The sequence below is a fragment of the Brevundimonas sp. GW821-FHT12E07 genome (genome assembly GCF_058807035.1).
The window spans coordinates 1448173-1472829 of the sequence record NZ_JBXAQH010000001.1; the positions used below are offsets into that span (position 1 = coordinate 1448173).

Annotated in this window: 26 protein-coding genes; 7 read left to right on the forward strand and 19 right to left on the reverse strand. The window is 67.7% G+C overall.

Translation table 11 applies throughout. The features are described 5' to 3' along the window. Positions 1-81: 81 nt before the first annotated feature. The 7 genes from AC1ROD_RS06800 to cyoA are packed head-to-tail and all read right to left on the reverse strand — an operon-like array spanning position 82 to position 7098. Positions 82-618, reverse strand: a complete 537-nt coding sequence (locus AC1ROD_RS06800) for a response regulator transcription factor (RefSeq protein WP_492947483.1) — start codon at positions 616-618, stop codon at positions 82-84. Beyond that, complete coding sequence (locus tag AC1ROD_RS06805; RefSeq protein WP_492947484.1) at positions 618-1952, reverse strand: ATP-binding protein; 1335 nt, start codon at positions 1950-1952, stop codon at positions 618-620. The genes AC1ROD_RS06800 and AC1ROD_RS06805 overlap by 1 nt, the downstream gene beginning before the upstream one ends. Positions 1953-1954: 2 nt before the next feature. Beyond that, positions 1955-2725 (reverse strand): SURF1 family protein, encoded by a 771-nt coding sequence (locus AC1ROD_RS06810; protein WP_492947485.1) that lies wholly within the window; start codon positions 2723-2725, stop codon positions 1955-1957. Positions 2726-2747: 22 nt separating this feature from the next. Beyond that, positions 2748-3254 carry a cytochrome o ubiquinol oxidase subunit IV gene (gene cyoD, locus AC1ROD_RS06815; RefSeq protein WP_492947486.1) on the reverse strand — a complete coding sequence of 169 codons (507 nt, stop codon included), beginning with the start codon at positions 3252-3254 and terminating at the stop codon, positions 2748-2750. Beyond that, complete coding sequence (gene cyoC / locus AC1ROD_RS06820; protein WP_207867910.1) at positions 3251-3883, reverse strand: cytochrome o ubiquinol oxidase subunit III; 633 nt, start codon at positions 3881-3883, stop codon at positions 3251-3253. The genes cyoD and cyoC overlap by 4 nt, the downstream gene beginning before the upstream one ends. A 3-nt stretch (positions 3884-3886) precedes the next feature. Next, positions 3887-5884 carry a cytochrome o ubiquinol oxidase subunit I gene (gene cyoB / locus AC1ROD_RS06825; RefSeq protein WP_492947487.1) on the reverse strand — a complete coding sequence of 666 codons (1998 nt, stop codon included), beginning with the start codon at positions 5882-5884 and terminating at the stop codon, positions 3887-3889. A gap of 14 nt (positions 5885-5898) precedes the next feature. Continuing rightward, entirely contained in the window at positions 5899-7098 is a 1200-nt protein-coding gene (gene cyoA, locus AC1ROD_RS06830; RefSeq protein WP_492947488.1) for a ubiquinol oxidase subunit II, read from the reverse strand. A 150-nt stretch (positions 7099-7248) separates the two neighbouring features. Here cyoA and AC1ROD_RS06835 point away from each other — a divergent pair, with 150 nt between their 5' ends. From AC1ROD_RS06835 to AC1ROD_RS06845, 3 genes are all read left to right on the forward strand, one after another. Beyond that, positions 7249-8583 (forward strand): MFS transporter, encoded by a 1335-nt coding sequence (locus tag AC1ROD_RS06835; protein ID WP_492947489.1) that lies wholly within the window; start codon positions 7249-7251, stop codon positions 8581-8583. A 99-nt stretch (positions 8584-8682) separates the two neighbouring features. After that, positions 8683-8994, forward strand: coding sequence for a UBP-type zinc finger domain-containing protein (locus AC1ROD_RS06840; RefSeq protein WP_492947490.1), 312 nt, complete (start codon positions 8683-8685; stop codon positions 8992-8994). 102 nt (positions 8995-9096) lie between these two features. Then, on the forward strand, positions 9097-9351 hold the full coding sequence (locus tag AC1ROD_RS06845) for a hypothetical protein (RefSeq protein ID WP_492947491.1): 255 nt from the start codon (positions 9097-9099) through the stop codon (positions 9349-9351). 239 nt (positions 9352-9590) lie between these two features. On the opposite strand, the gene AC1ROD_RS06850 is transcribed toward AC1ROD_RS06845, so the two are convergent. The 7 genes from AC1ROD_RS06850 to AC1ROD_RS06880 form a co-directional block, all read right to left on the reverse strand. Continuing rightward, the gene (locus AC1ROD_RS06850; protein WP_492947492.1) at positions 9591-10013 is read right to left on the reverse strand and encodes a helix-turn-helix domain-containing protein; all 423 of its coding nucleotides are present in this window, start codon (positions 10011-10013) and stop codon (positions 9591-9593) included. Positions 10014-10265: 252 nt separating this feature from the next. After that, positions 10266-10685, reverse strand: coding sequence for a MerR family transcriptional regulator (locus AC1ROD_RS06855; protein WP_492947493.1), 420 nt, complete (start codon positions 10683-10685; stop codon positions 10266-10268). Between the two features lie 109 nt (positions 10686-10794). After that, on the reverse strand, positions 10795-11736 hold the full coding sequence (locus tag AC1ROD_RS06860) for a 2-hydroxyacid dehydrogenase (RefSeq protein ID WP_492947494.1): 942 nt from the start codon (positions 11734-11736) through the stop codon (positions 10795-10797). A 2-nt stretch (positions 11737-11738) separates the two neighbouring features. Next, a complete protein-coding gene (locus tag AC1ROD_RS06865; protein WP_492947495.1) occupies positions 11739-12863 on the reverse strand; it encodes an acyl-CoA dehydrogenase family protein in 1125 nt (374 codons plus the stop codon). Further along, positions 12860-13780 (reverse strand): acyl-CoA dehydrogenase family protein, encoded by a 921-nt coding sequence (locus AC1ROD_RS06870; protein ID WP_492947496.1) that lies wholly within the window; start codon positions 13778-13780, stop codon positions 12860-12862. Before AC1ROD_RS06870 ends, AC1ROD_RS06865 begins: the two co-directional genes overlap by 4 nt. Next, positions 13777-14943 (reverse strand): acyl-CoA dehydrogenase family protein, encoded by a 1167-nt coding sequence (locus AC1ROD_RS06875; RefSeq protein ID WP_492947497.1) that lies wholly within the window; start codon positions 14941-14943, stop codon positions 13777-13779. Before AC1ROD_RS06875 ends, AC1ROD_RS06870 begins: the two co-directional genes overlap by 4 nt. Next, complete coding sequence (locus AC1ROD_RS06880) at positions 14943-16523, reverse strand: AMP-binding protein (RefSeq protein WP_492947498.1); 1581 nt, start codon at positions 16521-16523, stop codon at positions 14943-14945. Before AC1ROD_RS06880 ends, AC1ROD_RS06875 begins: the two co-directional genes overlap by 1 nt. A gap of 354 nt (positions 16524-16877) precedes the next feature. Here AC1ROD_RS06880 and AC1ROD_RS06885 point away from each other — a divergent pair, with 354 nt between their 5' ends. The 3 genes from AC1ROD_RS06885 (at position 16878) to AC1ROD_RS06895 (ending at position 19852) form a co-directional block, all read left to right on the forward strand. Beyond that, complete coding sequence (locus AC1ROD_RS06885) at positions 16878-17957, forward strand: AraC family transcriptional regulator (RefSeq protein WP_492947499.1); 1080 nt, start codon at positions 16878-16880, stop codon at positions 17955-17957. 147 nt (positions 17958-18104) lie between these two features. Next, a complete protein-coding gene (locus AC1ROD_RS06890) occupies positions 18105-19082 on the forward strand; it encodes an acyl-CoA dehydrogenase family protein (protein ID WP_492947500.1) in 978 nt (325 codons plus the stop codon). Positions 19083-19102: 20 nt separating this feature from the next. Next, entirely contained in the window at positions 19103-19852 is a 750-nt protein-coding gene (locus AC1ROD_RS06895) for a class II aldolase/adducin family protein (protein ID WP_492947501.1), read from the forward strand. 4 nt (positions 19853-19856) lie between these two features. Here the strand turns inward: AC1ROD_RS06895 and AC1ROD_RS06900 are convergent, their stop codons facing one another. Genes AC1ROD_RS06900 through AC1ROD_RS06920 form a run of 5 tightly spaced genes read right to left on the reverse strand, consistent with a single transcriptional unit; the run spans position 19857 to position 23779 of the window. After that, a complete protein-coding gene (locus tag AC1ROD_RS06900; protein ID WP_492947502.1) occupies positions 19857-20306 on the reverse strand; it encodes a MaoC family dehydratase in 450 nt (149 codons plus the stop codon). Position 20307: 1 nt separating this feature from the next. Continuing rightward, complete coding sequence (locus AC1ROD_RS06905) at positions 20308-21093, reverse strand: enoyl-CoA hydratase (protein WP_492947503.1); 786 nt, start codon at positions 21091-21093, stop codon at positions 20308-20310. Further along, a complete protein-coding gene (locus AC1ROD_RS06910) occupies positions 21090-22007 on the reverse strand; it encodes an SDR family NAD(P)-dependent oxidoreductase (RefSeq protein WP_492947504.1) in 918 nt (305 codons plus the stop codon). The genes AC1ROD_RS06905 and AC1ROD_RS06910 overlap by 4 nt, the downstream gene beginning before the upstream one ends. Before the next feature lie 13 nt (positions 22008-22020). Continuing rightward, positions 22021-22920 (reverse strand): LysR family transcriptional regulator, encoded by a 900-nt coding sequence (locus tag AC1ROD_RS06915; protein ID WP_492947505.1) that lies wholly within the window; start codon positions 22918-22920, stop codon positions 22021-22023. Between the two features lie 16 nt (positions 22921-22936). Beyond that, positions 22937-23779: a cupin domain-containing protein gene (locus tag AC1ROD_RS06920; protein WP_492947506.1), complete on the reverse strand. Its 843-nt coding sequence runs from the start codon at positions 23777-23779 to the stop codon at positions 22937-22939. A 153-nt stretch (positions 23780-23932) separates the two neighbouring features. On the opposite strand from AC1ROD_RS06920, the gene AC1ROD_RS06925 reads away from it, so the two are divergent. After that, positions 23933-24652 (forward strand): SDR family NAD(P)-dependent oxidoreductase, encoded by a 720-nt coding sequence (locus tag AC1ROD_RS06925; RefSeq protein WP_492947507.1) that lies wholly within the window; start codon positions 23933-23935, stop codon positions 24650-24652. Positions 24653-24657: the final 5 nt, after the last annotated feature.

Genomic DNA, 24657 nt, shown 5'->3' on the forward strand with positions numbered 1-24657 from the left:
ACCGGCGTTCGGCAACCGCCTTCCCGTGCCGGGTGAGAGATACGGTTAAGAAAGCCGGCGACCGTTGCGGATTTGACCGGGTCAGGTCACCTGCCGCTTGGCCAGTTTGCGGGCCAGGGTGCGGCGGTGCATGCCCAGGCGGCGGGCGGCCTCGGAGATGTTGAAGCCGGTGTCGGCCAGGGTCTCGTGGATCCGTTCCCACTCCAGGGTCTTGATCGAGGTCGGGCGGGCGCTGAGGGCCATGTCGGGATCGCCCTCGACCTTGCCGAAAGCGGCCTCGATGTCGTCGGTGCTGGAGGGCTTGGCCAGATAATGGGAGGCGCCCAGCTTGATGGCCTCCACCGCCGTGGCGATGCTGGCGAAGCCGGTCAGGACCACGATGGTCGTCGCCGGATCGGCCGCGTGCAGGGTCTGGACGCAGGTCAGGCCCGAAGCGCCGCCCGCCAGCTTCAGATCGACCACGGCATAGGCGGGCTTGTGGACCTCCAGCACCGTAACCAGCTCATCGTGGTTGGCGGCGGTGACGACGGTGTAGTCGCGGCGCTCGAACGACCGTTTCAGGGTGCGGGCGAAGGCCTCGTCGTCTTCGACCAGAACCAGCAGCTTGTCGGACGACATCAGGACGCCTTTCCGGGCAGGGCGATGGCCGACAGCGGCAATCGCAGGACGACCACCGCGCCGCCGTCCTTGCGGTTGCGGGCCTCGACCCCGCCGCCCATCTTGCGCAGGACGTTGACCAGAAGGAAGAGGCCCAGACCGGCGCCGGGCCGGGTCTTGGTGGACTGATAGGGCTGGCCGAAGCGGTTCAGGACGGCGTCGGCGAAGCCCGAGCCGTTATCGCTGACGGTGATCGACAGATCGTCCCCGGGACGCTCGGCCAGGATGACGATGTCGGTGGCCCCGGCCTCGGCGGCGTTGTCGAGCACATTGACGAGGACCTGCAGCAGGGCGGGGTCGGAAACGACGTTGACGTCTTCGCCCAGTGCGTCGCGCAGGGTGACGGCGACGCCGGGCCGGTTCGGCTTCCAGCCGGCGATGAGGTCGTTGATCAGGGCGCGGGGGGTGGTCACGACCGGGTCCTGGCCCCGGGCCTCACCGGCCGACATCAGGATACCGGTGACGATGGATTTGCAGCGCTCGACCTCGGCCTGCATGTCGGCGATGTCCTGGGACAGCTCCGGGTCGGCCTTGATAGTCGGCATCCGCCGCCAGTCGCCGAGGATCACGGCCAGCGACGACAGGGGGGTGCCCAGCTCATGCGCGGCGCCGGAGGCCAGCAGGCCCATGCGGACGATGTGATCCTCCTCCGCCTCGCGCTGACGCATCTCGGCCAGATAGGAATCCCGGGCCCTGAGATTGCCGCTGATCCGGGTCACGAACACGACCAGCAGGAAGGCGATCAGGCCGAAACAGACGAGGCTGCCCTGCAGATAGAGGCTGAAGTCATTGTCCTGAAGCCGCTCGGGCAGCAGCAGCGGGCGGTGCACTCCCAGCAGCAGCAGGGAACAGAGCATGGTCACCCCGACCATCAGCCAGGCCGACAGGGGCCTGAGCAGGACCGAGGCCAGCACCACCTGAAGCAGATACAGGGGCGTGAAGGGGTTGGCGGCGCCGCCGCTGAGGTAGAGCTGCCAGGTCAGCGCCGCGACATCGACCAGAAGGGACAGGACCAGCTCGCCCTCGGACACGTGCGGATGCAGCTTGAGCCTCTGCAGGCCGAGGATGTTGAAGGCCAGAAGGGCGAGGGGCGCGGCGAGGATCAGCCCCAGCGGCAGGGTGACCTTCATGCCGAAGTGGACGACCAGGATGGCCAGGATCTGACCGGCGACGGCGATCCAGCGCAGCTGGATCAGCAGCTGCATGTTGCGCCAGCCGGTCGAGGCGGCGACGTCGGCGTTGCGGTCGCGCCAGACGCCGAGGCCGGCCAGTTTGCTCAGGGTCTCGGCCGCCACGCTCAGGCCGCTCCCGCGAAGGCTTTGCGGACGCGTCGCTCGTCCCAGGCCAGGAAGGCGCCGCCGGCCGTCAGCATCAGGGCCAGGCCGAACCAGGTCAGGGCATAGACCAGATGGCTGTTGGGGAAGCGGATGACCGTCAGCCCGCCCTTGGGCCAGCCGCCGGGATTGGCCGTGGCGTCGGCGTCGACGAAATACGGGGCGGTGTTCGTCAGGCCGCGCTTCGCCGCGATGGCCTGGACGTCGCGCGAGCGCCAGCTGTCCGCCGCCGGATCGTTGGCGCGCAGGAAGCCGCCCCTGGGCTCGGTGATGCGCAACAGGCCCTGAACTGTGGTCTCTCCCCCGATCTGGCCCGCCGCCCGGTTGTCGGGCGCGCGGCGATCCGCAGGCACATAACCGCGATTGACCAGAACCGTGAAGCCGGCGTCGGTCGTAAAGGGGGTCATAACCCAGAAGCCGGGGCCATAGTCGGTGACTGCCTGGGTCAGGGTCTCGCGGTCATGGTCGAACCGGCCGCGAAGGATGACGTGGCGATACTGGTCGCTGTCGCGCGTGACCGTCGGCCAGCGGTCGGGGCCGGGGGCGGGGACAGCGGGGGCGTGGACCCGGGCGTCGACCTGACGGATCAGGTCGTTCTTCCACTGCAACCGCTCGACCTGCCAGACGCCCAGCGCCAGCAGCCCCAGGATCATCCCCGGAATCAAGACGCCGAGGATGGCCAGGGTCAGCGTCGACCTTGGCTTCCTCGGCGTTTCGTGGGGCCCTTCGGGCATCGGCTGGTCCTGATGACCCGGCTCAGGGAGCCGGGTTCATGTCCATGCCGTGCGGCATCATGTTGGTGTTCAGGTGGTACATGACCCACAGCGAACCCGTCAGGGCGATGACCACCAGGATGAGGGTGAAGATCAGGGCCAGGATGGTCCAGCCGCCCTCGGACTTGGCGTTCATGTGCAGGAAGAAGATCATGTGGACCACGATCTGGGCCACGGCGAACGCCATGATGATCCCGCCAGTCAGCTGGGGCGCGAAGACGCCCGACATGACCAGCCAGAACGGGATGGCGGTCAGCACGACCGACAGGCCGAAGCCGATCAGATAGTCGCGCATCGAGCCGTGGGCGTGGCCGTCGTCGTGGTGGTCGTCATGACCGTGGCCATGGCCGTGATCGACGTCGTGGGCATGGGTGTGGCCATGCGGCTCGACGGCGGCGGCGGTGACGGCGACCGTCTTCTTCGCCGCAACAGGCTTGCGGGCAGGGGCCTTCTTCGCCGGGGTGGTGGTCTTGGTCGGAGCCTTGCTCATCGCAGCATCCCCATCAGGTAGACGAAGGTGAAGACGCCGATCCAGATGACGTCGAGGAAGTGCCAGAACAGCGACAGGCACATCAGGCGGCGCTGGTTGGCGGGGATCAGGCCCTTCCAGCTGATCTGCACCATCAGGGTCACCAGCCAGATCAGGCCGAAGGTGACGTGCAGGCCGTGGGTGCCGACCAGGGTGAAGAAGGCCGAGAGGAAGCCGCTGCGTTGCGGCGTCGCGCCCTCGTGGATCAGGTGCGCGAACTCATAGAGCTCGATGCCCAGGAAGCAGAGGCCGAAGACGCCGGTGATCGCCAGCCAGATCAGGGTCTGGGAGACGTTCTTGCGCACCATGGCCAGCATGGCGAAGCCGTAGGTGATCGACGAGAACAGCAGCATGGCGGTGTTCAGGGCCACCAGAGGCAGCTCGAACAGGGCCTTGGGCCCCGGACCGCCGGCGTAGTTGCCGCCGATCACGCCGAACACGGCGAACAGCATCGCGAAGATGAGGCAGTCGCTCATCAGATAGAGCCAGAAGCCCAGCATGGTGCTGGAGCCCTCCGGATGATGCGGCTCTTCCTTCAGGTGGAAGACGACTTCCTCGCCGGGGGCGAGAGGTTTCACAGCGCTCGCCATGGATCAGGCCTCCGCGGCCAGGGCGCGGGCCTTCGCCTCGGTCTCGGTCACTTCCGAGGCCGGGATGTAGTAGTCGCGCTTGTAGTTGAAGGTGTGGAAGATGGCATAGCCGATGATGCCGACGAAGCTGATCGCGGCCAGCCACCACATGTACCAGATCAGACCCACGGCGCAGGCGACGCTCAGCCCGGCCAGAATGATCCCGGCGCCCGTGTTGGAGGGCATGTGGATGTCGCGATAGCCGCCGGTCGGCTTCTTGTAGCCGCGGTTTTTCATGTCCCACCACGCGTCCGAGTCATGGATGACGGGGGTGAAGGCGAAGTTGTAGTCCGGCGGGGGCGAGGAGGTGGCCCACTCCAGGGTGCGGCCGTTCCACGGATCGCCCGTCTTGTCGCGCAGCTTCTCGCGGTTCCGGATGGAGACGAAGAACTGCATCAGCATGGCGGCGATACCGCAGGCGACCAGGGCCGCGCCGAAGCCGGCGATGATGAACCAGATCTGCAGCGAGGGGTCGTCGAAGACCCGCATGCGGCGCGTAACACCCATCAGGCCCAGGACGTACAGCGGCATGAAGGCGAACCAGAAGCCGACGACCCAGAACCAGAAGGAGATCTTGCCCCAGGTCTCGTCGAGCTTGAAGCCGAAGGCCTTGGGCCACCAGAAATTGATCCCCGCGAACAGGCCGAACAGCACGCCGCCGATGATGACGTTGTGGAAGTGGGCGACCAGGAACAGGGAGTTGTGCAGGACGAAGTCGGCCGGCGGCACGGCCAGCAGCACGCCCGTCATCCCGCCGATGGTGAAGGTGATCATGAAGGCCACGGTCCACATCATCGGCAGCTCGAAGCGGATCCGGCCCCGGTACATCGTGAACAGCCAGTTGAAGATCTTCGCTCCCGTCGGGATCGAGATGATCATGGTGGTGATGCCGAAGAAGGAGTTGACGCTCGCGCCCGATCCCATGGTGAAGAAGTGGTGCAGCCACACCAGGTAGGACAGGATGGTGATCACGACCGTGGCGTAGACCATCGACGTGTAACCGAAGAGCTTCTTGCCCGAGAAGGTCGAGACGACCTCCGAGAAGATGCCGAAGGCCGGCAGGATCAGGATGTAGACCTCGGGGTGACCCCAGATCCAGATCAGGTTCACGTACATCATCGGGTTGCCGCCGAGATCGTTCGTGAAGAAGTTGGTGCCGACGTAGCGGTCCAGACCCAGCAGGGCGAGGACGGCGGTCAGGACGGGGAAGGCGGCGACGATCAGGACGTTGGTGCAGAGCGCGGTCCAGGTGAAGACGGGCATCTTCATCAGGCCCATGCCGGGCGCACGCATCTTGACGATGGTCGCGATCAGATTGACCCCGGACAGCAATGTCCCGACCCCCGCGACCTGTAGCGCCCAGATGTAATAGTCGACCCCGACGTCAGGGCTGTAGGCCAGACCCGACAGCGGCGGATAGGCCAGCCAGCCGGTGCGGGCGAACTCGCCGACGAACAGCGACATCATGACGATGATCGCGCCGCCCGCCGTCATCCAGAAGCTGAAGTTGTTCAGGAAGGGGAAGGAGACGTCGCGCGCGCCGATCTGCAGCGGCACGATGTAGTTCATCAGGCCGGTGACCATGGGCATGGCCACGAAGAAGATCATGATCACGCCGTGGGCGGTGAAGACCTGGTCGTAGTGGTGGGCATTGAGGTAGCCCTCGGACCCGCCGAAGGCCATGGCCTGCTGCAGGCGCATCATGATGGCGTCGGCGAAGCCGCGCAGCAGCATGATCAGGCCCAGGATCATGTACATGATGCCGATCTTCTTGTGATCGACGGTCGTGAACCACTCTTTCCAGAGATAGGTCCAGAGCTTGAAGTAGGTGATGGCGCCCAGCAGGGCGACGCCGCCCAGGCAGACGACCGCGAAGGTCGCCACCAGGATGGGCTCGTGGAAGGGCAGGGCCTCGATGTTGAGGCGCCCGAAGACGAATTGGATGATCTTGTCGGCGGACATGGGATGCGGTCCGATCAGGAGGCGGCCCGCGGCGCCGACGGCGCTGCAGGGCTGAAGGCGGCGGGAGCGGTCAGGCCGGCGCCCATCATGGGGACGGAGCGGGCCAGATCGGCGGGCGAACCGAGCGAGGCCAGACGGGTCTGGTTCTTGTCGGTCGCTTCGGGGTCGGTCGGGGAGCAGAGGGTGGCGACATAGGTCGGCATGGGGCCGAAGACGGCGCCGCGACGCTCGGTCTTGTCATAGGTCAGGGCCAGCATGTTGTGGGCGCTCTCGATGTCGAGCCCGCCCTTCGCATCGATGGCTTCCATCTCGTGCATGCACATCTTGCCCGGCTCGACGCACATGTTGACGATGGCGCTGAACAGGCCGCCGTCGACCTGGGCGAAGCGCATGGCCGGCACGTTCTCGCTCGGCGCCTCAAGACGGCGATAGCCGTCGCGGTCGAGAGCGAAGCCGCTCGACTTCACCTGGGCGACCCACTGGTCGAACCCGGCCTGGGGCAGGCCGTGGAAGTTGAAGCGCATGCCCGAGAAGCCCGCGCCGGAATAGTTGGCCGAGAAGCCTTCGTATTCACCCGGCTTGTTGATCACGCCGTACAGCGTCGTCTGCATGCCCGGCATGGCGTAGATCTGGCCGGCCAGGGCGGGGACGTAGAAGGAGTTCATCACCGAGGAGGAGGTGATCGTGAACTGGATCGGACGGTCGACCGGGGCGGCCAGTTCATTGACCGTGGCGATGCCGTACTCGGGGTAGATGAACAGCCATTTCCAGTCGAGGGCGACGACATTGACCTGCAGCGGCTTGACCGTCTTCTCGGCGGGACGGCCCGCGGCGATCCGGTCGAGCGGGCGATAGGGGTCCAGCAGGTGGGTGCCGGCCCAGGTCACGGCGCCCAGGCAGATGATGATCAGCAGGGGCGCGCCCCAGATGGCCACTTCCAGATAGGTGGAGTGGTCCCAGTCCGGTTCGTACTTCGCGTCCTTGTTCGACTGGCGATATTTCCAGGCGAAGATGACGACCAGTGCGATCACCGGTATGATGATGAACAGCATCAGGATGGTCGAGATGACCAGCAGATCGCGCTGTTGGGCCGCGACGTCGCCCGACGGGGCGAGGACGACGGCGTTACATCCCGCCAGAAGGGCGAGGGCGGGCAGGGCGATCCACGGGGCGAGACGTCGCGCGGTGGATCGAATCGGGTGCTGGGGAGGCATGGTGCGGGCCTCTAGGCTGACGCGATCGGGAACAACATTGGACAATCTGCCCTATCTCCTTTTGACGCGTTGGGTTCCAATAAGCGCGCCACAAGTCCGTGACTCGTCGTCGCGCGTCACACCCAGAATTTACAAGGAAGCGATCATTCAATGAGCGCCACCAGCGGAGCCTCCTCTACTCCCCTTGAGAGAGACGCCCAACAGATCAACGCCCGTTCGCACGACAAGATCGATGCGGGCGAGATCGCCATCGGAGTCGTCATCGGCCGGGCGTCGGAGTTCTTCGACTTCTTCGTCTTCGCCATCGCCTCGGTCATCGTCTTCCCGCAACTGGTCTTCCCGTTCGCCGGGCCGCTGATGGGCACGGTCTATTCCTTCGCCATCTTCGCCCTGGCCTTCATCGCCCGGCCGCTGGGCACCTGGGGCTTCATCGCCATCGACCGCTTCTTCGGGCGCGGGACCAAGCTGACCATCGCGCTTCTGCTGCTCGGCACCTCGACCGTGGCGACCGCCTTCCTGCCCGGCTACGAGACCATCGGCCTGTGGTCGGTCGTCCTGCTGGCCCTGCTGCGTATCGGTCAGGGCGTGGCCCTGGGCGGCACCTGGGAAGGTCTGGCCTCGCTGCTGGCCATGAACGCCCCGGCCGGCAAGAAGGGCTGGTACGCCATGCTCGGCCAGATCGGCGCCCCGATCGGCCTGATCCTGGCCAGCGCCCTGTTCGCTTTCTTCGTGTCGCTGCTGTCGACCGCCGACTTCCTCGACTGGGGCTGGCGCTACCCGTTCTTCGTGGCCTTCGCCATCAACGTCGTGGCCCTGTTCGCCCGCCTGCGCATCTCGGCGACCCCGGCCTTCATCGAATCCTATGAGGACCGCGAGCTGCAGCCGACGCCGTTCCGCCAGACGGTTCGCGCCGAGGGCAAGAACATCGTCATCGGCGCCTTCGCCCCCCTGGCCAGTTTCGCCCTGTTCCACATGGTGACCGTGTTCCCGCTGTCGTGGGTGCTGCTCTACACCAAGGAGCCGCCGGCCCGCTTCCTGGTCATCGAGCTGATCGGCGCGGTCGTCTGTCTGATCTGTGTGATGCTGTCGGGACCTCTGGCCGACCGCTACGGCCGTCGCAACCTGCTGGCCGCCACGGCCGCCGCCATCGCCGCCTTCTCGGGCTTCGCGCCCCAGATGCTGGCCGGCGGCGAGATCGGCGGCATCGTCTTCATGATGAGCGGCTTCATCCTGCTGGGCCTGTCGTTCGGCCAGTCGTCGGGCTCGCTGGCCTCCAACTTCGCCGCCGCCAACCGGTACACCGCCTCGGCCCTGACCTCGGACCTGGCCTGGCTGTTCGGCGCGGGCTTCGCGCCCCTGGCGGCCCTGCTGCTGGCCTCGAACTTCGGCCTGGGCGCGGCCGGCGTCTATCTGCTGTCGGGCGCCGCCGGCACCCTGATCGCCCTGTGGATTAACCGCGAGACGACCCAGCACCGCAAGGCCTGAGATCGGGGCCTGAGGCCCCAAGGTTCAAGGTTATGAAGGCGGCCCCGGCTTGACCGGGGCCGCCTTTGCTTTGCACGATGCCTCCCGCAATCCGGGAGCGTGATCTTGACCCTGTCGTGCGGCCATTCCCCCACCATCCAGACGGTCACGCCCGGTTCGCGCGGCTGCGAGGAGTGCCTGAAGACCGGCGGCTGGTGGGTGCACCTGCGCCTGTGCCGCCGCTGCGGCCATGTCGGCTGCTGCGACGACTCTCCCAGCAAGCACGCCCGCGCCCATTTCCACGCCACCCATCATCCGATCATCGAGGGCTATGATCCGCCCGAGGGCTGGGGCTGGTGCTATGTCGACGAGGTCCAGGTCGACCTGCCCGACCAGACGCCGCAGCTGGGTCCGATCCCCAAATTCTTCTGATGCGAGAAGACTTCGTGGGTTGGGCGTAAACCACGGATATTATAGCTAAAGTTATAGCTGTAATTGGCTTCACACAACCTGCGACTGTGTTATCTGCGTGCGATGATGTACGTCGTCCACGTCGAACAGAACGCCTTGCGGGCCAACTCGGACCCGATGGAGGCCGCCACCGCGCTGAAGGTGGCCAAGGCCTGGCAGAGCCACGGCGATCGCGGCGTCCGGATCTGCGAGGCCCCGCGAGAAGGCGAGAGCGTTTCCGACCGCTCCTGGACTGTTCGCGAGTTCATGACCTTCGTTCGGGGCGGCTCGGCCCGGTCCCGGGTCCCGGAAACGGCCGGAAATGCGGCGGGCCGCTGACCGGCGTCGCGGGCCTGCAACAAAGTCGCCCTCGAACCGCCTCGACACGGAGCTAGATCGGGACTGCGCCACGGCGCACGCCCCTCCCGGGCGTTTCCCTCCCAAAAAACCTTCAGGGCCGTGCGTGATCGCACGGCCCTTTTTTCATCCGAAGAGGCAGGGAGGAGGCAGCTTCCAGTGAAGCCTGGTCTTCACAGCGCTGAACCCGGTCTAGGGCTCAGGCCTGAAACCGGAGGGTTTCAGGCTTCGCCGGATGTTCCGTTGAGCATCTCGCGGACGATCTCGAGCGCGATCTTCTGCCGGCGGCTGCTGAGTTGCGGCGCCAGGGCGGACATTTCCAGCGTCATACGGGTCGGCGGATAGTCGAGGTTGGGCGTGGGCGTCAGGGTCTCGGGCTCGCCCTCCGCGGTCTCTCGGGGCAGGCCTTCAAAGAAGTAGCTGATGTCGACGCCGAAAAACTGGCTGATCAACCAGAGCTTGGAGGCGGAGATCCGGTTGGTCCCCTTCTCGTATTTCTGGATCTGCTGGAAGGTCAGGCCCAGCGCCCGACCGAGGTCGCCCTGGTTGTAGCCCAGGGCCACCCGCTTTTCGGCGACCCTGCGACCGACCACGCGGTCGACCGGATGAGGATTGGTTGCGGTATCACCGTCGCCGCGCGCCATGTCGTAACTCCACTGCCGTGACTATCCCACGCATTCCGGCCGCCGAAGAGGGAGGGACGGCCGGACGATGCAGACTTCGAAATCCTTAAACGGCGCTCGGCCGAGCTTCCGTCGCTGACTGGCACAAAGACTGTGTCGATTCTTCCGGCGCGTCGTGCAGGGAGATGTTTCAGGAAATGTCAGGACGGCGGTGTCCGCGTCCGGCAGACCTCCATCGGCGACCCGGAACCAGCCTTGACCTGGCCGCGCGATCTACTCGAACTGGTCCAGCAGGGCCTGCAGATGCCGTGTCTGCTCGTGCAGATGGTCGAGGCGGGCCTGGAGGGCGGCGAAGACCTTGGACCGCACGCCGTCGTCACCGATGTCCTCACCCGTGAGGATGGCGCGAATCTCGCTGACCGAATGGCCGGTGCGGCGCAGGGTGACGATCAGCTCCAGCGCCCGGCGGGTTTCGGGTTCGTAGTTGCGGGCGCCCTGGGGGTTGCGGGCGGGGCGGATCAGCTCGACCTGCTCATAGTAGCGCAAGGCCCTGTGCGTCGTGCCCAGCCGCTCGGCCAGCTCCTTGATGCCCATGCCGCTGCCGTTGACCGAGGTGCGGCGCGGGCGGCCGCCGCGGGCGGGATGGCGCGGCCTGCGCCAGAGGTTCGCGACCTCGGGTTCGAGCATGGCCATGGCAGGTCTCCGGATTGAGGAAGGATGTCTACTCGTCAGTAGCATGACGCATCGTCAGCGGGATTGACGCCTCAGGCCAACCCCTTGACCGTTTCCGACGTCGTACGTCTCAGACGTCCGGACGCGAGGCGTCCAGCACGGGATGGAGCAGGGGACGGCCCGCGAAGAAGGCGCGGAGGTTGGTCGCAACGGCTTCGAACATCAGATCGAAGGAGCGGCTGGATCCCCCACCGATATGGGGGGTCAGCACCGTGCCGGGCGCGGCGAGTAGGTCCGGACGGACGACGGGTTCGTCGGCAAAGACGTCGAGAGCGGCGCCGGCGATCGTCCGGGTCTCAAGCGCGGCGATGAGGGCGTCCTCATCGACCGCCGAACCGCGCGAGACGTTGATCAGGAAGCCGGTCGGGCCGAGCGCCGTCAGGACCCGAGCCTCGACGATCCCGCGATTGGTCTCGTCGGCGCGATGGGCGAGGACCAGGATGTCGGCCCAGGCGGCGAGGTCGGTCAGGTCTGCAAGGAAAGGCCAGTCGAGCTCCGGTTTGGGACGGGGGCCGCCATAGGCGATCTCGACCTCGAAGCCCGACAGGCGACGCGCGATCTGCTGGCCAATCGCGCCCATGCCGAAGATCCCGACCCTGCGTCCGGTCAGGCCGGGTGCGTTGAAGAACTGCTGGGGCTGATCGCCACGCCATTGGCCGTCGCGGAGTAGCCGCTCGCCGTAACTGATGCCGCGCGTGACCGACAGGATCAGGCCCATGGCCAGATCGGCGACGGCCCCGGCGTTTGCGCCGGCGGTGTTGGTCACCGAGACGCCGCGACGGCGGCAGGCTTCCAGATCGATGGTGTCATAGCCCGTGCCGATACAGGCGATGATCCGCAGGTCGGGCATGGTGTCGAGCCAGTCGGCGTCGACCCTGAACACGCCGTCGCCGATCAGCCCTTGCACGCCCGCGCGACGACCCTGGTCGAAGGTCAGGTCGAAGTCGGCTTCCAGCGCGCGGCGCCGGTCCGGATCGATGGCGACCGGAACAAGGATGAGCGGTCGGGCCACGGCTAACGGGGGCCGCGCGGCAGGCCCAGGACGCGCTCGCCGATGATGTTGCGCTGGATCTCGGCCGAGCCGCCCGCGATCGTCTCGGAGAAGGCGTCGAGATAGTGGTGGCTGAACCCATGCTCGCCGAGCGCCTCGGCTGAGGCGATGCCGAACAGGTCGAGCGCGGCGGCCGAGACGCGCTGGGCATATTCCGCGAACCCCAGCCGGACGATGGAGCCGGACGAGTCGGGCACGCTGTCGGCGCTGTCGAGGGCGAAGCGATAGGCCATGGCCTTTTGGGCGGCCCCCTCGGCCCGCAGCCGGGCGATCCGGGTGCGCATGGCCGGACGGTCGGTCGGGCAGGCGGCCAACAGGGTCTCGACCCCCTCGATCAGACCCAGCAACAGGGGAAGGCTGGCGGTGCCACGCTCGAAGGCCAAGGTCGACATGGCCGTGCCCCAGCCGTTGTTGACCCCGCCCACGACATTCTTCAGCGGGATGCGGACCCCGTCATAGAAGACCTCGCAGAACTTGCGAGGGCCGGCCATGGTCTTGATGGAGCGAACGGTCAGGCCGGGCGCGTTCATCGGGCAGATGACCCAGGTCAGGGCTCCTGAGGTTTTGGCCGTCGGGTCGGTGCGGACCAGCAGTTCCTGCCAGTCGGCTATGTCGGCATAGCTGGACCAGATCTTGTGGCCGTCGATGACCAGTTCGTCGCCCTCGATCCGGCCACGCGTGCGCACGGCGGCGAGGTCAGACCCGGCGCCGGGCTCGGAAAAGCCCTGACACCAGATGTCCTGGCCATTCAGAAGACGGGGCAGGTGGAAGGCTTTCTGCTCGGGCGTGCCGCAGGCGATCAGGGTCGGGCCGGCATGGTTCAGCCCGACGAAGGAAGCGTCGAGCGGGGAGGGGGCGCCGGCGCGGGCGTATTCCTCGCACCAGACGATCTGCTCCAGCACGCTGGCGCCGCGGCCGCCGTAGGCTTTCGGCCAGGCGATGCCGGCCCAGCCGCCCTCGGCCTGGGTCTTCTGCCAGGACAGGATGGCTTCGCGGGCGCCGGGGCCGTCCAGCGGATGGGGTTGGGCGGGCTTGTTGGCCTGAAGCCAGTCGCGCGCCTGTCGGCGGAATTCGGCGATGTCAGTCATGCGGCGTCTCCCCAGGCCGCGATGGCGGCGGCCCGCGCCTGGCCGGTCGACCCGCCCAACTCGCCGACCAGGGCGCGCAGGCGGTAGGTCCAGTAGTGCAGCGGATATTCCAGCGTCAGGCCCATGGCGCCCGAGAACTGGTGCAGGTCGAAGGTGAACTGCGGAATGCGGGTCTGGACGAAGCCGGCGGCGATGGCCGCGTCGTCGTCGCGGCCCGACCAGGCGGCGCGCAAGGCCAGCCAGCGGGCGGACTCGGTCGTCTCGGCGGCCATGGCGAGGCGGTGCTGGATGGCCTGGAAGGCGCCGAGCGGACGGCCGAAGGCCTGGCGGGTGCTGACGTGCTCGACCACGGTGGCGACGGCCGAGGCCATGCAGCCGGCGGCCTCTGCAGCCAGGGCGACGCGCCAGACGCGGCGCAGCAGGCCGACGTCGGCGAAGACGGTCCCGGCGCCCTCATCGACCTCAGTCAGACGGCCGTAGGGATAGGCGAACAAGGTCTCGACCGGCGCCACCTTCGCGGCATCGACCGGCAGGATCAGGGCGTCGGTTCCCCGGTCCACGATAAGGACCTGGGCCATGGGCAGGTAGCGGGCCGCGCGGGTTGTGCTGCCGCTGGTCAGGGCCACCGGACGGATGCCAGCTTCCAAGCCCAGAGCCGGGGCGACGATCGCGGTCGAGGCCGCCTCCACCGTCTGGGGCAGGCGCGCCAGCCGCTCGACGATCAGGGCGGCGTCCAGCAGGCCGAAGCCTTCCTCGCGTGCGATATCGAGGAAGCCGGACTCGCCCAGCACCGCATCAAGGCCGTGGGCGTATTCGGTGAAGACCGGCTCGGTCGGGGCGGGCGGCACCTCGGCGGCCAGAAGCTGGTCGAGGCCGGTCAACAGGCTGGTCTGGTCTTCGTTGAGACTGAAGTTCATCGCCGGCCTCCTTCGCCCGGAAGCTCGAGCCAGCGGCGCGCGATCAGGTTGAGCTGGATCTCGGCGGCGCCCGAGGCGACCCCGGCGGCGATGGCGCGCTGGTGGTGCGCCTGCTGCACCGGGTCTTCGCCCAGAAGGCCCTCGGGCAGGAACTCGGTCAGGAAGTCGTTGACCCCGTTGTCGGCCAGGACCACGGCCCAGCGCGCCACCGCGCCATAGGCGTCGGGCGGCAGGTCGCGCGCCCGGGCGTCGACGATCCGGTAGACCAGCATCCGCGCCGCCTCGCACAGCATCAGGGCCCGGCCGGCGCGGTCCTGAACCACCGGATCGGCCCAGCGCCCGTCGGCTTTCAACCGCCCGACCGCCCGGTCGAGGATGCGGCGCGAGAACTCGTAGCGGGGGATGCCGACCCGCTCGTTCTGCAGGGCGAAGGTGATGATCTCCCAGGCTTGCCCCTCGGCGCCCAGCCGGTTGGCCTCGGGCACGAAGACCTCGTCGAAGAAGACCTCATGGATGTCGCCGTCACCGATCAGGGACGGGATGGACTTCACCTGGATGCCGGCCGATTTCATGTCGGTCAGCAGGATGACGATGGCCGCCTTGCCGGTCGCGGCGCCCTCCACGGCCGGGACGCGGGCCAGCAGGAAGCAGGTGTCGGCGCGCCCGGCGTAGGAGGTCCAGACCTTGGCCCCCGAAACCCGATAGCCGCCCTCGACGGGGGTAGCGGTGGTGCGCAGCGAGGCGAGGTCCGACCCGGCCGAGGGTTCCGAGAAACCCTGACACCAGATAGCGCGACCCTCGCGGATCGGCGGCAGGTAGCGGTCCTGCTGGTCCGCCGTGCCGAAGCGCATGAGCACCGGCCCGATCCAGTTGATGTTCATATATTGCGGGCCGCGGGGCTCACCCGCCGACCAGACCTCCTCGGCCATGATGAACTGACGCCAGACGCCTTCGTCGCTGCCCCCGAATGCGCTCGGCCAGTTGGGGATCAGCAGGCCCTCGTCGGCCAGGGCCGCGCAGAAGTCATAGGAGAAATCGGTCTGGACCTCGCTGCCCGGACCGTGGAGGGCGATCTCTTCCCAGTTGTCAGGCAGCATCCGGTCGAGGACCGAGCGGATGCGTTCACGGTGCGCGACCTCGTCCGCCGACCAGCCGAACTCCATCAGGCCGCTCCTCGCGTCAGGTCGGCGCGCAGCACATGCTTGAGCACCTTGCCCGCGTCGTTCTTGGGCAGGGCGTCGAGGACGGCGACCTGCTCCGGGATCTTGAAGGAGGCCAGCCCCGCCTCGCGCAAGAAGGCGCCGAGCTCGACCACATTGGGCGCCTCGCCGTCGCGCGGCACGATCACGGCGCAGGCCCGTTCGCCGGTGGTCACGTCGGGCAGGCCGACCACGGCGATCTCGGCGATGCGCGGGTGGGTGACGAGGATGTCCTCGATCTCCTTGGGCGCGATGTTCTCGCCCTTGCGGATGATGATGTCCTTGGCCCGGCCCGAGATGACCAGACAGCCGTCGTCCCAACGGCCGAGGTCGCCGGTGCGGTAGAAGCCGTCGGCGTCGAAGACCGTGGCCTCGTCCTCGGCATGCAGATAGCCGACCAGCATCTGAGGTCCCCGGGCGCGGACTTCGCCGGTTGCGGCGACGGCTTCGTTGCCGTCGATCAGCCGGACCTCGGCGATCCCCGGCCGCCCGTCGGTCTCGGCGGCCAGATCGACGGCCTCGGCCTCCAGCACGCCGACGGTGGTGACGGGCACTTCGGTAGAGCCATAGACGCGGGTCACCCGGGCCTTGTCGAACCAGTCGGCGGCGGCGCGGATCAGCGATGGCGGCACCGCAGCCCCGCCGCAGATGAAGACCTTCAGGCTCGGCACGTGGTTGTTGGCCGCCTTCGCGGCAGCCAGCAGCTGCTCGAGGAAGGGGGTGGCGCCGGCCATATGGGTGCAGCCGTGGCGGCGCATCAGGTTCAGCCCGGCCTCGGCCTCCCAGCGGTCCATCAGGACGGCGGTCGTGCCCAGCAATAGCGGGATTTCGAAGGCGTAGATGGAGCCGCCGATGTGGCTGATGGGCGAGGGCACGAGGAAGACGTCGCCGGGTTCGATCAGCCAATGCGCCTGAAGCTGGCGCACCAGGGCGTGGATCGAGTTATGGGTGTGCATCACCCCCTTGGGCAGGCCGGTGGTGCCCGAGGTGTAGAGGATCATGCGGACGGCGTCGGGCTCCAGCATCGGCAGGGGCGCGATGTCGCCGGTCTCGAGCGCTTCGAACGCAGTATGGCGCCCGGCCTCGCCGCGCAGGACAACGACCTCGGGCGGGGCGGGCAGGTCAGCGACGACCCGGTCCATCATGGCCACATAGTCGTGGCCGCGCAGGTCGGCGGGCACGAAGATGATGCGGCTGTCGACGTCGTCGAGCATGAATTTCAGCTCGCGATCCCTGAGCGACGGCAGGATCGGATGGGCGACCATCCCGGCCAGGGTCGTGGCCAGATAGATCAGGGCCGCCTCATGCCAGTTGGGCAGCATGAAGGAGACGACGGCCCCCCTCTGTGCGCGCTCCAGCAAACGACCGGCGAGGACGATGGCGCGGCGGCGAAGCTCGGCGGCGGTCAGTTGAACTTCGCCATCGACGATCAGCACCCGGTCTGGCGTCGACAGGGCCGCCCGGTCCAGGGCCTCGGCGAGGGTCTCGCGCACCCACAGTCCGCGGGCATAGGCGTCCTCGGCGCGAGTCTGGTCCCAGCGCACGCTCCGGTTTTCGATTTCACGGCGCCCGGCGCCCGCTGAAGCTGAATTGCGTGATTGCACCGTCATTTCGCAGGAATCCCGAAGCGCCCTGCGGAATGCGAAACGGGGCGGGAAACGGGGACCGTCCGATCCGGACGGCGGGCGTGGCGATGCAGGGACAGACGCGGGAACATGGACTTGAGGGTTACGCGGTCGCCGGGCGGCTGTCGTTGACCCAGCACGACATCGTGTCCGCAAATGGCGACCGGCGCCCCCTGTGGCCCCTGCGCCCGCCTTGTCAGGGCCACAGAGACGGGCGCATGATCCGCTTCGGGAACAAGAAGCCGAAAAGGCCGCGTTCATCGAGGAAACATCATGCCGCTGGATTTTGTTCAGGACCGCACCGCCGACGAGCCCGCGAAAGCCGACGCGCGCTTCGAGGTCGTCCATATCGAGACCCTGAGGTTCTTCCCCGAGCTGGTGATCGAGCTGGGCGGCGATCCCGCGCCCCTGATGCGCAAGGCGCGGATCGACCCCTTCATCTTCGACAAGCGCGGTTCGGTGCTGGAGTACCGGTCTTTCGTGCAGCTGCTGGAGCTGGCGGCGGCGGAGCTGAACTGCCCCGACTTCGGGATGCGGCTGGCCATGCTGCAGGGCGGGCACAAGGTCATCGGCCCGGTCGGGGTGGTGATGAAGAACTCCAAGACCGTGGGTCAGGCGCTGGGCTACTGCGCCAAGCACATCCACGCCTACAGCCTGGCGACCCGGGTGCGGTTCGAGCCGGACCGCGCCAATCACCGGCTGTTCGTGGGCCTCGAAATCCTGCTGGAGAATATGCCCCAGCGGTCCCAGGCGGTGGAGCACGGCCTGCTGCTGGCCAACCGCAATATTCGCGACATTTCGGGCGACGGGGTCGCGGCGCGGGCGGTGATGTTCCGGCACCCGCCGGTCGCGGCGCCCGAGGTCTATCGCGCCATGTTCGGCTGCGACGTCCGCTTCGGCCAGCGCTCCGACGCCATCATGCTGACCGAGAACGATCTGCTGTGCGAGGTCGCCGAGGCCGACGAGCAGATCTATGAGATGGCGACATCGTTCATCGACACCCGCTTCCCGCCGGCGACGCCGCCGATGCACGCTCGTGTCCGGGGGCTGGTGCGCCAGCTGCTGGGCGGCGACGACTGCACCAACGAACGGGTCGCGGCCGAGCTGTGCATGCATCCGCGCACCCTGCAGCGCCGCCTGCGTCAGGAGGGCAAGTCGTTCGAAAGCATCAAGGACGACGTGCGCAAGGATCTGGCCCTGCACTACCTCCAGCAGACCGACATGCCCCTGTCGCGGGTGACCGAGAAGCTGGGCTACGCCGAAGCCTCGGTGCTGTCGCGCAGCTGCGACCGCTGGTTCTCGACCTCGCCGCTGCAGCTGCGGCGTCAGGCCCTGATCGCGCCCGCGGCCTGATCCCGGGTCAGGCTCGGGATGACAAGGCGCCAGACCGGACACGATACGTGTCGCGTCGGGTCGGGGGTTCGTCTGGAGCCGTCAATGCGGGCGACCGCCTCCCGGGACTAGGATGACCGCCTGTTCGGGTGGTTGAAAGTCGGGTGCATGGGTGAGAGCGGAGAGCAGGGCGGGCGGTATCAGCCCAGCGGCGATCAGCTCGCCCTGGCGTCGACCGTGGCGGATGCGCTCGAAGACCTGCTGCCGATCGCACGCCTGCATGTCGCCGCAGATGAAACCGCCGAGACCTGGGCTGCGCTGGAAGATCTGGGCCTGTTTGGCGTCGCGCTCGATGAGGCGGCCGGAGGCAGCGGTCTCGGCGCGGCCGAGCAGGTGCTGATCGTCGCGGCTTTGGGGCGACAGCTGGCCTCGCCCTCGGTTCTCGCCACCATCGGCGCCGCCCATGCCCACTGGAATGGCGGCGGGCCCGCCGGTCTGGACGGACGCCGGGTCGCGGTGGCCTATGAGGCGCGGGGACGCACCGTCGTGATCGCAGATCCCAAGGCCGATCTGGTTCTGCTGCGCGGCGCGGATCCGAAGGTGCATTCCGCTCCTGCCGACCTTGAACCTCTGGACGAGGCGCTGTGGACCGTGCGGTTGGTTCGCACCGAGGGGCTGGGGAATTCCGTCGCCGGCTTCGATCCGGAGGAGGCGCTGCGGCTGAGGCTGCTCGACGCCGCCATGCTGTCGGGTCTGGCCGAGGCGGGCCTTCAGATGGCGGTCGGCTATGCGGGGATGCGCGAACAATTCGGTCGCCCCATAGGCAGCTTCCAGGCGATCAAGCATCGCTGCGCCGACATGGCCATGGCGGCCCGGGGCGCGCGCGATCTGGTCACCTTCGCCGCTGTCGCCTTCGACGACGGGCGCGCCGACGCGGAAATGCTGATCGAGAGCGCCTTCCTGATGGCCGGACAGGCGGCGCTCGATAACGCGGCGGCCAATATCCAGATCCACGGCGGTATCGGCTTCAGCGACGAGGCGGACCCCCATCTGGTTCTCAAGCGGACGCAGGTCTGTCTGGCGATCGCCGGGGGACTGGAAGCCGCCGCTGATCGCGTCGCCGCCGCGTCCCCCGGTCAGGCGTGACCCCGATGCCGGAGCCCTCCATGAACATCGAATCCTCCGTTCCCAACAGCGCCGAAGCCGCCCTGCGCCGCGATCTGGCCGCCGCCTACCGGCTGGTGGCCCACTTCAAGTGGGACGATCTGGTCGCGACCCACATCTCGGTCCGGCTGCCGGAAGAGAACGCCTTCCTGATCAACCCCTTCGGCATGCTGTTCGAGGAGATCCGGCCAAACGACCTGATCAAGGTCGATATGGACGGCGCGATCCTGAGCCCCACGCCCTGGCGGGTGAACAAGGCCGGGTTCGTGATCCACAGCGCCATCCACGCCGCTCGCCATGACGCCCAGTGCGTCATGCATTTGCACACGCCCGACGGCATCGCCGTGTCCATGCTGGAGGAGGGGCTGCTGCCGCTCAACCAGACGGCCATGCTGCTGGCCAACGACATCGCCTTCCATGAGTTCGAGGGCATCGCGGTCGAGATGGAGGAGCGCGAACGGCTGGCCCGCGACCTGGGCGACAAGAACATCATGTTCCTGCGCAACCACGGCACCCTGGCGCTTGGACCGTCGATCCCCGAGGCCTTCGCCTCGATGTATTTCCTTGAGACGGCCTGCACCATTCAGGTTCGGGCCCTGAGCATGGGGCGGCCAATCCACTGGGCCCCCGACGAGGCGGTGCAGAAGGTCGCGGCTTTCCGCCCGAACCAGGGCCACGACACAGCCCACTCCCTGATCTGGCCGGCGCTTCTGAGAAAGCTCGACCGGCTCGATCCGACCTGGCGCGACTGAGGCTTCAGGCCGGGTAGAAGAGCGTCAGCCAGTCGGCGATGACGGCGGGGCGGTCAGAGCCCTGAAGTTCGATCCGGCATTCGCGACGCAGCAGGAGGCCGTCGCCGCTCGCCTCGACCGAGGCGACGGTTTCGCGCAGTCGCACCGACGATCCCGCCCTGACCGGCGTCAGGAAGCGGATTTTGTCGAAGCCGTAGTTCAGCCCCATCCGAGCGCCCGCGAAGACCGCGATCTCGCCCGTCATGCCGCCGATCAGGGACAGGACCAGAAAGCCGTGGGCGATGGTTCCGTCCGCTTCACGCGCCGCCCTGTCGACATCGACATGGATCCACTGACGGTCGCGGGTCAGGACGGCGAAGGCGTCGATCATGGCTTGATCGACTAAGACCCAGTCGGACACGCCCAGCTCGGTTCCGGCCAGTCCGGGCAGGTCGGCGAGAGGGATGGCGCGCATATCAGCCCCGCTTCAACGGATCGGTGAAGCCGGCGCGGGTCATGGCTCGGAACTCCTCTGACACATGGGAGATCTGGTGGGTGTCGAAATGGGCCTGAAGCGCGGCGCGGAAACCCTGGATGTCCAGCGCCCGGTGCAGCGACCGCTTCACCAGCCGCAGCGCGAACGGCGGCTTGGACGCGATCTCTTGCGCGAGAGCCTCGGTGGCCGCCTCCAGCTCCGCGCGCGGAACCAGCCGAGAGACCATGCCACAGTCGAAGGCCTCCTGCGCGCCGACGCGACGGCCCGTGTAGAGCATGTCCTTGGCCAGCTTCAGCCCCAATACCGTATGATGCAGCAGCACGCCCGCGCCCGAAGAAGCGAAGGTCCCCACGACCGGGTCCGCGAAAAAGGCGTCATCAGAGGCCACGATCAGGTCGCACAGATTGGCCAGGATGAAGCCGTAAGCGATGCAGCCGCCCTGAACCGAGGCGATGGTCGGTTTGGGCGCGTCCCAGATCCTCATCGACAGATCGAAGGAGAAGCGCTGTTCGAAGGCGTAGCGCTCCTCGACGGTGAAGCCCCGGCCGTTGTCCTCGGCGGCCTTGAGGTCATGCCCGGCCGAGAAATGATCTCCGGCGCCGGCCAGGACGATAACCCGCACCGCGTCGTCGGCGATGGCCCGGTCGAAGGCGGCGCCCAGCTCGGTCATGGTCCGCTCGCTCTGGGCGTTGCGGCTGGCGGGACGGTTGACGGTGATGTGGGCGACGCCGTCGCGGACCGCATAGTCGATGTGTTCGAAGGTCATTTCTGCGCCTCCAGCATCGCCAGCCGCTCCAGAACCCGGCCTTCGGGGCCTGGCCGGGTCGGGACGCCGTGCGACAGGTCGGCGATCTCGGCGAAGCGGGCGTCGAACATCTCGACCGTGATCTCCTGCGTCGGGTCGAACTGGACGCCCTCGGTCTCGAAATAGTGCAGGCGGCCGAAGCCCCCGGCGGCGGCGGTCAGGATGGTCGCGGTGACGTCGCAGCGCTCGCTGGCCAGCCAGCCCACGGCGGGCGAGACGAGCGCCGGATCCAGCGCCTGCATCAGGGCGTCGGCCGGATCGACCTCGCCCGACATCCGGGTCAGCCCGCCCGGCGATATGGCGTTGACCAGCACATTGTTGCGTGCCCCCTCCAGCGCCAGGACCCGCATCAGGCCGAGCAGCCCCTCCTTGGCCGAGGCGTAGTTGGACTGGCCGAAATTGCCGCCGGTCGCCGAGACGGAGGTGGTCAGGATGACCCGCCCGTACTTCTGCGCGTTCAGCACAGGCCAGGCGGCGCGGGTGCAGTAGAGGCTCCCCCAGAAGTGGACGTCCATGACGGCGCGGAAGTCGTCCAGCTCCATCTTCGCGAAGGTGCGGTCGCGCAGGATGCCGGCGTTGTTGACCAGGATGTCGAGGCCGCCGAAGGCGTCGAGCGCGGTCTGGACGATGGCGGCCGCGCTTTCCGGCGTCGCCACGCTTTCGAAGCTGGGCACAGCCTCGCCGCCCGCGGCCCGGATTTCGGCGACGACCGAGGCCGCCGGAGTGTAGTCCGCGCCCGCGCCGTTGACCGCCGCCCCGGGGTCGTTGACGACCACCTTCGCCCCCTGCCGGGCCAACAGCAGGGCGTGATGCCGCCCCAGCCCCGCGCCCGCGCCGGTGACGATGGCGATCCGCCCGTCCAGTCTGAGGGTCACGGGTCTCTCCTTGTCAGACGAACAGGTGCTTTTCGCGCGCGACGCAGTCGAGGACGTAGTCGCAGACGGCGCGGTAGCGTTTCACGGTCCGCAGATCGCGATGGATGATCATCCACAGCTGGCGCACCACCTTGATCTCCTTCGGCAGGACCTGAACCAGATCGCCGGGCGCGTTCTCGACCATATATCCGGGCAACAGGCACAGGCCGCCGCCGGCGGATGCGGCATGAAGTTGGGCCACCAGATTGGAGCTGGCGAACTCCGGCTGGGACAGCCGGGAATAGGCGAGTGAGGTCGGGTCCAGCGCCGGCTCGAAATCGAAGTCGCGCATGTATCCGATGAAGCGGTGCGGGTTCAGATCGTCGGCCGAGCGGATGCGCGGCGACCGGTCCAGATATGCGCGCGAGGCATACAGGTAGAGGGAAACGTCGGTCAGCTTGCGGATGATGTGTCGGCTCTGCTGGGGCCGGGTGATCACAAAGGCGACGTCAGCCTCGCGTTTCGACAGGTCGAAGAAGCGCGACTTGGCGACGAGGGTGACCCTCAGACTCTCATGCTGGCGGCACAGTTCGGCGAGACGCAGCGCGAGATAGTAGCTGCCGAAGCCGTCATGGGCGCCGACCCGGACCGGACCGGAGATCGAGGTGTCGGACCCCGACACTTCCTCCGAGGCCCCGAGCACGATGCTCTCCACCGCCTCGGTCGATTCCAGGATCCGCTCGCCCTGGGCCGTCAGCTGGAAGACATCCTTCTGGCGGTCGAACAGCTTGGTCTCCAGCGCCCGTTCCAGCGCGGCGACACGCCTGCGGACGGTGGTGTGATCCACCGACATGATCTTGGCCGCGCGCGCCGGACTGCCCGCGCGCACCAGCGTCAGGAAGAAGCGGAAATCGTCCCAGTTGAGCGGGTTCACGGATCGGCCCGGAGGTTCATGCGGCGGCCCCCGCATCTTCCGGGGCAACGGTCGGGACGGTCGAATAGTCGGCGGGAAGGCAGAGCTCGAACACCACATAGTCGGGCGAGAAGCCGGCCACGTCGTGCCGCATGCCGTTGGCCAGGCACATGGCGTCGCCGGGGAACATCCTGACCGGCGGCTGGCCGTCGACGGCGATGTCGACCCAGCCGGCGACCACCAGGAACATCTGGCTCATCGAATGGACGTGCCAGCCGGTGCCGCCCTCCATCTGGCCGATGGCGCGCACGACGTGGATATGGACCCGCCCGCCGGTCGCGGCGGTGGTCCCCAGATCGCGATAGACGAAGAAGGTGCGCGGCCCACCGTCGGCCTTGAACACCTCGGGTCCATACCGGCGCACGCCCTCGGGAAGGCGGACGGTCGAGAAGTCCAGGGTCGGGTGGGGCGTGACGCCCGCGCCCCGGCCCATGGTGGTGGTTTCGAAGCCTGCGAAGGCCGCCGACCATTCGACCGCCATGGCGCCTGAGGTCACGTCCTGAAAGGCGCAGTCGTCGGGGCCGAGCCGGACCGTGGTTCCGTCCATCCCGGTGAAGGCGATCTCGCCCGCTGTGACATAGAGGAGGCCGAGCGCGCCGTCCGAAGCGGCGCTCCAGCGCGTCGCCTGACCGGCCTCGTCGGCCTTCAACGCGCGACCTACGACCTGGCCGCTGGAGGCTGCGCCGATGCCGAGGTCGCGCTGCTTCAAGCCGGTGACGGCGTCGGTGGACCAGAGCGCGCCTTCGGTCTGCGCGAGGGCGAACTTCATCGGCACGGGTTCAAACCGGCTCATCGAAGGCGCGTCGAAGGGTCTGTACATTCCGGAGTTTCCTGATTTCCGCCAGGAGGCGTTCGGCTGCGAGCCTATCGCGCCGTCCCTCTTGGCGAGACGGCTAAGTGCGCGCAGTTTTGCAACTGGACTTGGCAGGGATCGCCGTTGCGGCGACCGCCCCGGAGAGCGACCAAACCCGTCATGAGCACTTCCGGCGACACGTCCCGCACCGCCCTGGTCACCGGCTGCCTCGGCGCCATTGGACAGGCGATCTGCATCGAGCTGGCGGCGGCGGGCTATCGCGTGGTCGGCATGGATCGGATCGAGAGCGCGGCCTTCGCCCAGGGGGACTACCTGATCTGCGACCTGTCCGATCCGGTGGGCGTGGCGAGGAGCATGCAGGCGTTCCGCGACGACGGCGGCGCGGTCGATCTGCTGGTCAACAACGCCGGCCACTACGACCCGAAACCCTTCTTCGAGACCTCGGTCGAGGACTTCGAGCGGGCCGCGCGGATCAACGCCACCGCCCCTTTCCAGCTCAGCCAGATCGTCGCCCGCTGGATGGTCGAGGACGGGCGGGAAGGGGCGATCGTGAATATCGCGTCCATCGCCGGAAAGCTGGGCAGCCCCATCGTCGCCTACGGGGCGTCCAAGGCGGCGGTGCTGGGTCTGACGCGAGGGCTGGCCAAGGCGCTCGCTCCGCACGGCATCCGCGTCAACGCTGTCGCGCCCGGGGTCATCCGCTCGCCGATGAGCGACGCCATCGCGCCGGAGCAGGTCGCCGCCCAACTGACCGTCACAGCCATGAAGCGGCTGGGCGAACCGGAGGAGATCGCGAAGGTCGTCGTCTTCCTGGCCGGATCGGGCGCGGCCTATATGACCGGCGCCGTCGTGGACGTCGCCGGCGGCTGGATGTCCTGACCGGA

Bases quoted from the DNA above. Each gene is read 5' to 3' on its own strand.
- AC1ROD_RS06800 (WP_492947483.1), bottom strand. From the start codon at position 618: ATGTCGTCCGACAAGCTGCTGGTTCTGGTCGAAGACGACGAGGCCTTC.
- AC1ROD_RS06810 (WP_492947485.1), bottom strand. From the start codon at position 2,725: ATGCCCGAAGGGCCCCACGAAACGCCGAGGAAGCCAAGGTCGACGCTG.
- cyoD (WP_492947486.1), bottom strand. From the start codon at position 3,254: ATGAGCAAGGCTCCGACCAAGACCACCACCCCGGCGAAGAAGGCCCCT.
- cyoC (WP_207867910.1), bottom strand. From the start codon at position 3,883: ATGGCGAGCGCTGTGAAACCTCTCGCCCCCGGCGAGGAAGTCGTCTTC.
- cyoB (WP_492947487.1), bottom strand. From the start codon at position 5,884: ATGTCCGCCGACAAGATCATCCAATTCGTCTTCGGGCGCCTCAACATC.
- cyoA (WP_492947488.1), bottom strand. From the start codon at position 7,098: ATGCCTCCCCAGCACCCGATTCGATCCACCGCGCGACGTCTCGCCCCG.
- AC1ROD_RS06835 (WP_492947489.1), top strand. From the start codon at position 7,249: ATGAGCGCCACCAGCGGAGCCTCCTCTACTCCCCTTGAGAGAGACGCC.
- AC1ROD_RS06845 (WP_492947491.1), top strand. From the start codon at position 9,097: ATGATGTACGTCGTCCACGTCGAACAGAACGCCTTGCGGGCCAACTCG.
- AC1ROD_RS06850 (WP_492947492.1), bottom strand. From the start codon at position 10,013: ATGGCGCGCGGCGACGGTGATACCGCAACCAATCCTCATCCGGTCGAC.
- AC1ROD_RS06855 (WP_492947493.1), bottom strand. From the start codon at position 10,685: ATGGCCATGCTCGAACCCGAGGTCGCGAACCTCTGGCGCAGGCCGCGC.
- AC1ROD_RS06865 (WP_492947495.1), bottom strand. From the start codon at position 12,863: ATGACTGACATCGCCGAATTCCGCCGACAGGCGCGCGACTGGCTTCAG.
- AC1ROD_RS06870 (WP_492947496.1), bottom strand. From the start codon at position 13,780: ATGAACTTCAGTCTCAACGAAGACCAGACCAGCCTGTTGACCGGCCTC.
- AC1ROD_RS06875 (WP_492947497.1), bottom strand. From the start codon at position 14,943: ATGGAGTTCGGCTGGTCGGCGGACGAGGTCGCGCACCGTGAACGCATC.
- AC1ROD_RS06885 (WP_492947499.1), top strand. From the start codon at position 16,878: ATGCCGCTGGATTTTGTTCAGGACCGCACCGCCGACGAGCCCGCGAAA.
- AC1ROD_RS06890 (WP_492947500.1), top strand. From the start codon at position 18,105: ATGGGTGAGAGCGGAGAGCAGGGCGGGCGGTATCAGCCCAGCGGCGAT.
- AC1ROD_RS06895 (WP_492947501.1), top strand. From the start codon at position 19,103: ATGAACATCGAATCCTCCGTTCCCAACAGCGCCGAAGCCGCCCTGCGC.
- AC1ROD_RS06900 (WP_492947502.1), bottom strand. From the start codon at position 20,306: ATGCGCGCCATCCCTCTCGCCGACCTGCCCGGACTGGCCGGAACCGAG.
- AC1ROD_RS06905 (WP_492947503.1), bottom strand. From the start codon at position 21,093: ATGACCTTCGAACACATCGACTATGCGGTCCGCGACGGCGTCGCCCAC.
- AC1ROD_RS06920 (WP_492947506.1), bottom strand. From the start codon at position 23,779: ATGTACAGACCCTTCGACGCGCCTTCGATGAGCCGGTTTGAACCCGTG.
- AC1ROD_RS06925 (WP_492947507.1), top strand. From the start codon at position 23,933: ATGAGCACTTCCGGCGACACGTCCCGCACCGCCCTGGTCACCGGCTGC.